This window comes from Micromonospora sp. CPCC 205546 (genome assembly GCF_036902715.1).
In the GTDB taxonomy this organism is placed as follows: Bacteria; Actinomycetota; Actinomycetes; order Mycobacteriales; family Micromonosporaceae; genus Micromonospora.
The window spans coordinates 1-8,140 of record NZ_JBAKHL010000125.1; the positions used below are offsets into that span (position 1 = coordinate 1).

The 8,140-nt window shown below is 76.0% G+C and carries 2 protein-coding genes and 1 pseudogene; all 3 read left to right on the forward strand.

Annotated elements, in window-relative coordinates; all coding sequences use genetic code 11:
- On the forward strand, positions 1-1,975 hold a 1,975-nt coding region (locus V6U77_RS29125), incomplete at its 5' end, for a type I polyketide synthase (RefSeq protein WP_334609957.1).
- Positions 1,976-1,977: 2 nt separating this feature from the next.
- Positions 1,978-6,825, forward strand: a pseudogene (locus tag V6U77_RS29130) (SDR family NAD(P)-dependent oxidoreductase); the annotation flags it as partial.
- A gap of 311 nt (positions 6,826-7,136) precedes the next feature.
- Positions 7,137-8,140, forward strand: a 1,004-nt coding sequence (locus V6U77_RS29135; protein ID WP_334609959.1) for a polyketide synthase, incomplete at its 3' end; no start/stop codon positions are given.

Sequence of the window (8,140 nt, forward strand, 5' to 3'; positions counted from 1 at the left end):
CGACCACTACGCCGAGATCGCGGTCGACGGCCTCGACACCGGCGGCTACCTCCTGCACCCGGCCCTGCTCGACGCCGCCCTGCACCCGATCGCCGCCACGAGCGACGCGGTCGCGCTGCCATTCTCCTTCCACCACGTCGAACTGCACGGACCAGGCGAGGCCGCCCGGACACACGTCACCGCCGACCAGCGCGTCACCGTCGCCTCGGCCGAGGGGACGCCGCTGCTGACCATCGGCCGGATCGTGCTGCGGCCCGCGACCCTGCCGGCCACGAACTCCCTGCTGACCCTGCGCTGGCAACCCATCGAGGCCACCACGACCGCGGACAGCGCCCTGACCGTGGTGCGTTGCCCCGAGCCGGGCACCGACGACCCGGCGGTGGCCGTCCGCGAGGTCGTGCTGGCGGTGCACGAGGCGTGCCGGCGGTGGCTGGCGGCCGAGCCCGCCGACAACGAGCGCCTCGTGGTCGTCACCCGGCACGCCGTCGCGGTCGACGACACCGAAGACGTCGACCTGGTGCAGGCGCCGGTCTGGGGACTGGTGCGCTCGGCCCAGGCCGAACACCCCGACCGGATCGTCCTGGTGGACACCGACGCTCCCGAGGCAGACCTCGGCCGCGCGGTCGCGACGGCGGAACCGCAGGTGGCCGTACGCGGAAACGAGTTGTTCGTCCCCCGGCTGGCCCGGAACGTGCCGGCTGCGGCGAGCGGCCCCGAGCCCTACCGCCCCGGCACCGTGCTCGTCGTGGGCGGGACCGGCATGGTCGGCGGCGCGGTCGCCCGCCACCTGGTGACCGAGCACGGCGTGCGGCACCTGGTGCTGACCGGACGCTCGGCGGCGGACGGCCCGGCCGCCGACCACCTGCGCGCGCTGGGCGCCGACGTCACCGTGACCGCCTGCGACGTCGCGGACCGGGCCGCCGTCGCCGGCCTCCTCGCCGCGATCCCGGGCGATCGTCCGCTGACCGCCGTGATCCACGCGGCCGCCGTCCTGGCCGACGGCATGTTCGACGCACTCACTGCCGACGACTTCGAGCGGGTGCTCGCGCCCAAGGTCGCCGGCGCGCTGCACCTGCACGAGTTGACCTCGGACCTGGACCTCGACCAGTTCCTGCTCTTCTCGTCGGCGTCGGGCATCCTCGGCGGCGCCGGGCAGGCCGCCTACGCGGCGGCCAACGCGTTCCTCGACGCGCTCGCCCAGCACCGTCGCCGGCACGGCCGGCCGGCCACCTCGCTCGCCTGGGGCTACTGGGCGCGCGCCAGCACCCTCACCCGGCAACTGGCCGACCGGGACCAGGCCCGGATCGCCGGCCACGGCGTGGCGCCGATGGACGACGACGAGGGGCTGGCCCTGTTCGACGCCGCCTGCCGGCTGCGCGAGCCGGTGGTGCTGCCGCTCAAGCTGTCGGCCGGCGACAACCTGTCCTACCTGCTGCGCCGCCTGGCCGAGACCGGCCGGCGGGGCCGCCGGCCGGCACTGCGGGCCCCGCTACGGATCCGGCTGGCCGGGCTGACCGAACCCGAGCGGCAGCGGGCGCTGCTGCAGCTGGTGCGCACGACGATCGCGACGGTGCTGCGGCACGACGCGGCCGGCGGCATCCGGCCCGACGACCCGTTCAAGGACCTCGGCTTCGACTCGCTCACCGCGGTCGACCTGCGGAACCGGCTGGCCACGGCCACCGGGTTGCGGCTGCCCGCGACGGTCGTGTTCGATCAGCCGACCCCCGCCGCCCTGGCCCGGCACATCGGAGAGCTGCTGGCCACCGAGGCCCGGCCCGGCGGCGAGCACCCCGCCCTCGGCCACGTCACCACCCTGCGGAGCGCGCTGGCGGACAGCCCGCCCGAGGTCAGGTCGATGCTGATCTCGCAGCTCCGAGACCTGATCAACCACGCCGAGCCGGCCCGGCCGGCGGACCTGGACGCGGCCAGCGCGGAGGACATGTTCGAGCTGCTCGACGAGGAGCTGAACCGATGAGCAACGAGGCGAAGCTGCTCGACTACCTGAAGCGGACCACGGCCGAGTTACGCGACACGCGCGCCCACCTGCACGAAGAGCGGGCCCGCCGGCACGAGCCGATCGCCATCACGGCGATGGCCTGCCGCTTCCCGGGGGAGGCCGCGTCGCCCGACGACCTGTGGCGCCTGGTGGTGGAGGGCGTCGACGCCACCACGGACTTCCCGGCCGACCGCGGCTGGGACGTCGAACGGCTCTACCACCCCGAACCCGATCACTCCGGCACCAGCTACACCCGCCGCGGCGGCTTCCTGACCGACGCCGCCCTCTTCGACACCGAGCTGTTCCGGGTCGGCCCGCGCGAGGCGGCGATCATGGACCCGCAGCAGCGGCTCCTGCTGGAGTGCTCGTGGGAGGCGTTCGAGCGGGCCGGCATCGATCCGCACTCGGTCGCGGGCAGCCCCGTCGGGGTCTTCGCCGGGCTGATGTACAACGACTACACGACCCGGCTTCTCGGCGCCCCCGCCCACGAGGGGCACCTGATCAGCGGCAGCTCCGGCAGCATCGCCTCGGGCCGCATCGCCTACGCGTTCGGGCTGACCGGGCCCGCGATCACCGTCGACACGGCCTGCTCCTCGTCGCTGGTCGCCCTGCACCTGGCCGCGCAGTCACTGCGACGGGGCGAGTGCGACATGGCGCTCGCCGGCGGCGTCACGGTGATGTCGACGCCGGACTGGTTCGTCGAGTTCAGCCGCCAGCGTGGGCTCTCGTCGGACGGCCGGTGCCGCTCTTTCTCGGCCGACGCCGACGGCACGGGCTTCGCCGAGGGCGCCGGCGTGCTCCTGGTCGAGCGGCTGTCGGACGCCGAGCGGCTGGGCCACCCGGTGCTCGCGGTGCTGCGCGGCTCGGCGGTCAACCAGGACGGCGCCTCGAACGGACTGACCGCACCGAGCGGCCCGGCGCAGCAACGCGTCATCCGCGAGGCGCTGGCGGACGCGGGGCTGGGGCCGGGCGACGTGCAGGCGGTGGAGGCACACGGCACCGGCACCGTGCTCGGCGACCCGATCGAGGCTCAGGCCCTCCTCGCGACCTACGGCGCTGACCGGGCCGACCCGCTGTGGCTGGGCACGGTCAAGTCGAACATCGGCCACAGCCAGGCAGCCGCCGGGGTGGCCGGCGTGATCAAGATGGTGCAGGGCCTGCGGCACCGCGTCCTGCCGCCCACGCTGCACGCGACCGAACCGTCGGCCAAGGTGGACTGGACGGCGGGGAACGTCCGGCTGCTGACCGAGGCGCGGCCGTGGTCCGGCGCCGGTGGTCCCCGGCGCGCGGCGGTGTCGTCCTTCGGGGTCAGCGGCACCAACGCGCACGTCATCCTGGAGGAGGCGCCGGCGGCCGGCGACGCGACCGCACCGGCGGACCGGCCGGTGACCGCGGTGCCGCTGCTGCTCTCCGGCCAGTCCGAGGCGGCGCTGACCGCGCAAGCCGGGGCGCTGCTGCCGGTGGCCGCGGCGAGCCACCCCGCCGACCTGGCCTTCTCGCTGGCCACCACCCGGGCGCAGCTCGACCACCGGGCGGTCGCCCTGGCCGGGGACACGGCGGAGCTGCAAGCCATCGCGGCCGGCGCTGGCGCCCTGCGCGGGCGGGCGCACCCGCATCCCTCGGTCGCCTTCCTCTTCCCGGGCCAGGGTGCGCAGCGGCCGGGCGCGGGCAAGGAGCTCCACGACGCCTTTCCCGTCTTCGCCGACGCGCTCGACGAGGTCTGCGCGGCGTTGAACCAGCACCTCGACGAGCCGATCGCGTTCTTCGACCTGGACGCGGTGACGCTGGAGCAGACCCAGGTGGCGCAGGCGGCGGTGTTCGCGTACGAGGTGGCCGGCTTCCGGCTCCTGCAGAGCTGGGGCGTCACGCCCGGCCACCTGATCGGGCACTCGGTCGGCGAGTTCGCCGCCGCGCACGTCGCGGGCGTGTTCTCCCTGGCCGACGCCGCCCGGCTGGTCGCGGTGCGCGGCCGGCTGATGCAGGCGCTGCCGGCCGGCGGCGCGATGGTCGCCGCGGGGCTCCCGGAGGCCGAGGCGGCGCCACTGCTGCCGCCGGAGGTCAGCATCGCCGCGGTCAACGGGCCGTCCTCGGTCGTGCTCTCCGGGCCGGAGTCGGCAGTGGCCGAGGCCGCCCGCCGGTGCGGCGAGCGGGGCGCGCGCACCAAGCGCCTCGCGGTGTCGCACGCCTTCCACTCCGCGCTGATGGACCCGGCGCTGGCCGGCTTCGCCGCGGCGCTGGCCACAGTGGAGCTGCGTAGGCCACGGCTGCCCCTGCTGACCGCCGGGGACCCCACCTCGAAGGAGTACTGGACGCGGCACATCCGGGAGACCGTGCGCTTCGCCGACGGCGTGCAGCGGGCCCTCGCGGAGGGTGCGACCGCCTTCCTCGAGATCGGGCCCAGCGCCGCCGTGACCGCCGCTGCCCAGGAGTGCGTGCGCGAGGGTCGGCCGGTCTTCGCGACCCTCACGCGGGACGGCCGGCCCGAGGATGCCTCCGCCTACCTGGCCGTCGCCGCGCTGCACGTGCACGGCGCCGCGGTCGACTGGCGGGCGGCGCTGGCCCCCGCCGGCGGCCGCCGGATCGAGCTGCCCACCTACCCGTTCCAGCACCGGCGGTTCTGGATCGACACGCCCGCGCCCTCCCGCACCGGCGCCTCCGGCCACCCGCTGCTCGACACGGTCGCCGATCTGCCGGACGACGACGGCCTGCTGCTCACCGGCGTCCTGTCCGGGGCCCGGGACCCGTGGCTGACCGAGCACGAGGTGTTCGGCGTCCGCCTGCTGCCCGGCACCGCGCTGGCCGAGGCGGCGCTGTGGGCCGGGCAGCGGCTCGGCGCCGGCCACCTCGACGAGCTCGTCCTGGAGGCGCCGCTCACCCTGCCTGCCGACACCGGCGTACGCCTGCGGGTCGTGGTCCGGGGCGCCGACGAGGCCGGCCGTCGCCGCATCTCGCTGTTCGCGTCGATGTCCGATGAGGACGGATGGACGCGGCACGCGCACGGTGTGCTGGGCGCGGATCCGCCGGTGTCACCGTCGGCCGCCGCGCCGTGGCCGCCCGCGGGGGCCGAGCCGGTCGACGTGGAGGCGCTCTACGACCGCCTGGCCGACCTCGGCATCGGCTACGGGACGGCATTCCGCGGCCTCCGGGCGGCCTGGCGCAGCGGCCCGGACGTGTTCGCCGAGGTCGAGTCCGGGGCGGAGGACGCCGGCCGGTACGTGGTGCATCCGGCGCTCTGGGACAGCGCTCTGCACGCGCTGGCGTCGTCCGGCGAGGCCATGCCGGCGCTGCCGTTCGCCTGGCGTGACGTGTCGGTGCACGCCGCCGGGGCCGGCAGCCTGCGGGTGCGGATCGCCCGCACCGGCGCCGACGCGGCCACGCTGCACGCCTGGACGCCGGCGGGCGAGCCGGTGCTCACCGTCGGCCGTCTGGACCTGCGGCCGGCCTCCCCGGCCGATCTGCGGGCATCCGGCGACGCCCTGTTCGGGGTGGGCTGGATCCCGGCCCCGTCCGCGCCGACGCCGACCGCCGTCACCACCGTGGAACTGCCCGGCGGCACCGGGCCGGAGGAGATGCGGACCGCGGTCGAGGAGGCCCTGCGGCACCTGCAGTCCTGGCACGGCGACCCGCGATCCGACCGCACCACCCTGGTGCTGGTCGTCCGCGCCGGGGATCTGGCCGGCGCCGCGGTGCGCGGTCTGGTCCGCAGTGCCCAGGCCGAACATCCGGGCCGCTTCGTGCTGCTGGAGAGCGACGGACGGGACCTGACCGGGCTCGCGCTGCCGGCCGGCGAGCCGGAGGTCGCGCTGCGGGGCGACCGGGTCCTCGTGCCCCGGCTGGAACGCGCCGCCGCCCCGCCGGGCGACCCGATCGACGTGACCGGCACCGTCCTCGTCACCGGCGGCACCGGCGCGCTGGGTGCCGTGCTCGCCCGTCACCTGGTGACCGCGCACGGCGCCCGGCACCTGCTGCTGCTGAGCCGGGGCGGGAACGCGCCCGAGCTGGTGCGTAAGCTGACCGGGCTGGGCGCTGCGGTGACCGTCGTGGCCTGCGACGTGGCCGACCGCGGGCAACTGGCTGGGGCGCTCCGGGCCGTCCCGGCGGATCGGCCGCTCAGCGCGGTCGTCCACGCCGCGGGCGTCGCCGGGGACGGGCTGGTCGACCGGCTCACCCCCGCCGACCTGTCGACCGCGCTGGCGGCCAAGGCCGTCGGCGCCTGGCATCTGCACGAGCTGACCCGCGACCTGCCGGTGCGCTCGTTCGTGCTGTTCTCCTCGGCGGCCGCCACGCTGGGCAGCCCGGGACAGGGCGCGTACTCGGCCGCGAACGCCTTCCTCGACGGCCTGGCCGAGCACCGCCGCGAGCGGGGGCTGCCGGCCGTCTCGCTGGCCTGGGGCCTGTGGGACCAGCGGGTGGGAATGGCCGCGGGCGTACCGGACAAGGGTCTTCGAGCGCACGTGCTGCCGCTGACCGAGACCGACGGCCTGGCCCTGTTCGACGTGGCCGCCCGCGCGGGCGGTGCGCCGGTCGCGGTGCCGGTGCGGCTCAACCTGGCCGCCCTGAGCCGGGTGCGTGACCTGCCGCCCCTCCTGCGCGGGCTGGTCCGGCCGCGCGCCGCGGCGGCGACCGTGTCGCTGGCCCGCCGGCTGGCCGGTGCCGCCCCGGCCGCGCGGCGCAATCTGGTGCTGGAGTTCGTCCGCGGGCAGGCCGCGGCCGTGCTCGGGCACTCCGCACCGGCCGACATCGATGTCGACCGGGGCTTCCTGGACCTCGGCTTCGACTCGCTGACCGGGATCGAACTGCGCAACCGGCTGGAGGACGGCACCGGGCTGCGACTGCCCGGCACCCTGGTCTTCGACCACCCCACGCCGAGTGCGCTCGCGGATCACGTGCTGGCCGGCCTCACGCCCGGCGCCGTCGAGGACGAAGCCGGGCTGCGGCAGCGGATCGCGTCCATTCCGCTCGACCGGCTGCGGGCCGGCGGCCTGCTCGACCGGCTGCTGCGCCTGGCTGCGGAAACGGAGAGCGGAACCGGGCCGGACGCCGGGCCCGCGGCCATCGCCGACATGGACGCCGACGAGCTGGTCCGGCTCGCGCGCCGCAGGCGCTGACCTGCCGAACCGATCGATCGCGGGAGTATGAGATGCCGTCAACGGACGAGCTGGTCGAGGCACTGCGGGCAACCCTGCAGGAGAACGGTGAGCTGCGCGAGGACCTGGACCGGCTGAGCGAACCACTGGCCATCGTCGGGATGGCCTGCCGGCTGCCCGGCGGCATCACCACGCCTGAGCAGCTCTGGCGGCTGCTGATCGACGGCGACGACGCGATCGGCGGCTTCCCGGCCGACCGCGGCTGGAACTTGGACGCGCTGGCCGACCGCATGGCCGGTGTGGCCAACGCCGGCACGCGCGGCGGCGGGTTCCTGCGCGACCCGGCGGACTTCGACGCAGCCTTCTTCGGGATGTCGCCGCGCGAGGCGCTGGCCACCGACCCGCAGCAGCGGCTCCTGCTGGAATGCTCGTGGGAGGCCCTCGAACGCGCCGGCATCGACCCGGCCTCGCTGCGCGGCTCCCGCACCGGCGTGTTCCTCGGCCTGATGTACCACGACTACGGCACCCGCTGGGGATCGGCAGCGCCCGAGGAACTCGCCGGCTACCTGGGCAACGGCAGCGCGGGCAGCGTGGCCTCGGGCCGCGTCTCCTACACGCTCGGTCTGGAGGGGCCCGCCGTCACGGTGGACACCGCCTGCTCCTCGTCGCTGGTGGCGCTGCACCTGGCGGCGCAGGCGATCCGGCTGGGCGAGTGCTCCCTGGCCCTGGTGGCCGGCTCCACGGTGCTGGCCAGCCCGGAGGTGTTCGTCGAGTTCTCCCGGCAGAACGGGCTCGCGCCCGACGGCCGGTGCAAGTCCTTCGCCGGCGCCGCCGACGGCGTGGGCTGGGCCGAGGGCGTCGGGGTCCTGGTGGTGGAGCGGCTGTCCGATGCACGCCGCCACGGCCACCCGGTGTTGGCGGTGGTACGCGGGTCGGCGGTGAATCAGGACGGCGCCAGCAGTGGTCTGACGGCGCCGAATGGTCCGTCGCAGCAGCGGGTGATTCGGGCGGCCCTCGCGTCGGCGGGTGTGTCGGCCTCCGGCGTGGATGTCGTGGA